The following is a 3,414-nucleotide window of genomic DNA, read 5'->3' on the forward strand; positions in this document are numbered from 1 at the left end:
TAAATACACTGCGTATTGTTTTTTAGGGAATCATGCAAATAGCGACCATCTCTATAAGTACCTATTCTCTACAAAATCAAATAATATTATAGAAAGATTGAAACAGTTTGCTCCAGAAGCACAAAGAATTAAGAAATATTTTAGAGAATATGATTTTTCAAAATTTTGGAATGATGGCAATAAAACAAAAGCTATTGATTTTATAGAATCTCTTGCCAATTATGCCGCGCCACCACACACTCAAGATGAAGACAGTAAATCACATGCAAGCAATGTGCTAGCAGCCAATATTTCGGATAAACATTTTAAGGATTTTTTGCATCTCTTAGCGATTAATCTTCTTATCAATAATAAAAAAGATATTAGTCCTATGGATTTTGGCATGTTTTATTATTGCTTGCGAGAATGGGCTGATGGTTTAAAATATCTTGAAGAAAGCATCTGCATGTCATTATCAAGTCAAATTTTACCAACTTTTGTATTTCATGACGAAGAATACGAAAGAAGCTTGAAAGAACAGTTTTTATTAGAACTTGAACAAAATGCCCATAATTTTCCACATAGCGAATTTATGGTTTATGTCCCCTATTCTTCATCTCCTAATAAAGCTCCTAATGAAATGCTCCTTAAAGTACAAAATTTTCATAAGCAATTTCAAAATATTCTACAACAAGATTCTGATGAAGACCTAGAAAAAGACTTTAAAGAGATAGAAGTTAAAGAAGATATTCTTAAACGAGCGCAATTAGAAGAAATGGAGCTAAAGGAATCGCAATTAGCTCAAGTGCAACTTAAACGTTCTGCTTTTAAGACAGTAAAAGATGGTTTAGATGAAAGACTAAAAATTGCAGCTGCTAAAGAAATGGAACTACGAGAACAAAGAGAGTCGCTTGAGAACAAATACAAAGATTCTAAAATAGCAGGGCAAAAGGAAAGTTATGAATCCCAAATTGCGGAAGTTAGAGCAAAAGAAAATCAATATAAAGAGATACGACTTAATTTAGAGGGGCAATTACAAGATGCTAAGAATGTTTTGGAAGATAAACTGCGACAAACCAAAGAGATTTTGGAATCTAAGCTTAAAGAAATTCAGGCAAAAGAAGCAGATGTACAAGCAGTACGAGCAAAATTAAACGCAAAATTAGCAAATGTTAAAGGTGATGTAAATACGCGTATCAAACAGGCAAAAGATTATCTTACACAATTACGTTCTCTATCTGTTGGGCTTAATAAAGCCATTGAATCTTGTGAAGAACAAATGCAAGCTACTTCAAAGCCAAATCCTGTTTGGGCTAATCCACTAAAGTTTCATGCTTCTGGTTTGCGTAAGATTCAAAAAAATCTGCCCAATATGATTCGTGTTTTTGATGCACAAATAAAACAATACGAAGAAAGTACTCGTAAAAAACTACAGGGATAACGATGTATTGTAACTTCATGCCATAAGCAGTACTTTCAAGGATAAAAACATTGGCAACTAAAGTAAGCAGATAGAGTTTCTGCTCACTCCTATCGAGTGTATAGGAAGTTGAAAAAGTATTATCGTATTTTTACGAAGTCATACTGCAAAAGATTCCTTAGCATCACACTAAAAGCTAATTGCAGCAATAAGTTTCTGCTTGCTATGAAGTTGCAATTTGCTTTTATGCTTGATATTATCAATTTAAATGTGAAAGTCGATTTGGATTATCTATTGCGCATTTTTCTCATAGCCGCTGCTTGTGAATTGCATTGAGCATTTCAATTCTATCGACAATGGACAATGTTCTTTTATGCTTTTTTATTAACAAATTCTTATCTCATTTCTTGAGTGTTAATGTCTAGCTGTTACTCCGAGAATCTCTTGATTTTTCTTACTATAGGCAGATTTAAAACATCAAAACTATGTGGATTGATGTAATTAATGCCTATTTAAATCTATTTTAAGATTCTCATAGGTTATTTTTTCTCTTGCACTTTCTTAATTCTTGAGCTGTTTCTCAAACTTCTCATCTTCTATAAGTCATACATTTCAATATTAATGTGTGATTACTGTCATTACAAAAGCCATATTGGCTACAATCCAAATATCTCATCATCAAACTTCCCTTTTATTTTTAGCCTTAGTTTTCTCTTTTAATCTAGTTTTATAGGCAACATATCCACTATCGTATCAGCATATCTTTCTCATTTATTATTTGATTCTAATTGCTTGATGTCATTTGCTATCGGCAATAAGATACTTATGCCCTAGAAGCAGAAGACATACAATCAAGAAGAGAGAATATAATAAAAAATGTTCTCTATTTAATAATAGACAAACAGTTGTGGCAATCATGCCAATGTAAATCGAAATACGGTTTTGCTTGATAGTAAAATTTTCATAAAATAGCACCAAAAATGTTGCTATAACAATAAATTCTAAGCCCTTAACTTCTTGAATAAATGACAGAGAATTACCAAGTATAGTTCCCCCTACGCAACCTATAATCCAATAGCAATGATTAAATCCAGAAATGTAAAACATGACCTTTTGGTTGTCTATCATCTTCTTTTCAACTTTATGAGATTGTGTATCTGCTTTTTGTTCTCTAAGATTGAGGATTGCAAAAGTTTCATCGGTTACAGAAAAAATTAAATACCACTTACGCCAACCTTTTATTTGATAGCGATTAAGACTTGCTATTGCATAGAAAAATTGTCTTGCATTAATACTTAAGCAAATTGCGATAACACTTAAAAGAGGTATATCTCCAGCCAATAGCCCTACTGCCACAAATTGCATTGCTCCTGCATAAATAATTACTGACATAAGCAAGCTAATCCATGCGCTATAACCAGCGGCTGCCATCATGATTCCAAACACACCGCCCATAAGCACATAGGTAGCAAGAATAGGCAGACTATAATTAAATCCCTCCTGCAATGCGTGAAATTCCTCACTCTCTATAATCCGCTTCATCTTTATATAATCCTTATTCTATATCCTTGATAACATACATTATAACAAAGTCCTTCATCAATAGGTCAATTTTCTTGCTTAAGGTTTGTAGCTTTCTAAAAATGACATAAGAACAACAAACAGCTTTGCAAGTTTTATTGGTGATATTATAAACAATGGTTTATTTTGCATATAGCCTAATGCTGTTGCAAGGGTGGTTTTCCACTACCCTTTTTTGCTAATATTTAAGTATAGAGCAACCATTAAGAGCATTTAATCTGCGATTGAGATAACTTGCTTTTGTGATATATTGAGAAATACTATGTAGTCAAAATGATTTTATTCTGCGTGTCAGAATCAATTTTGATAAGTATGTGCGCAAGTTATAGCGTTACGACAATAAACAGAAAAACTAAGTCATGTATGTTATGTATTCAAACTTTTCTTAATAATATCAGCTTAATCAACTCAGCTAAGCTTCTTTCTTTATGATA

Annotated in this window: 2 protein-coding genes; one reads left to right on the forward strand and one right to left on the reverse strand. The window is 32.3% G+C overall.

Annotated features, from left to right (window positions below; translation table 11 throughout):
* Positions 1–1,420: hypothetical protein (locus tag CQA44_RS12760; RefSeq protein WP_115547366.1), on the forward strand; the 1,420-nt coding region annotated here is incomplete at its 5' end.
* Positions 1,421–2,197: 777 nt separating this feature from the next.
* On the opposite strand, the gene CQA44_RS11580 is transcribed toward CQA44_RS12760, so the two are convergent.
* Positions 2,198–2,941, reverse strand: coding sequence for an AzlC family ABC transporter permease (locus CQA44_RS11580; RefSeq protein WP_115547367.1), 744 nt, complete (start codon positions 2,939–2,941; stop codon positions 2,198–2,200).
* Positions 2,942–3,414 lie beyond the last annotated feature (473 nt).

The organism is Helicobacter sp. MIT 14-3879, assembly GCF_003364125.1.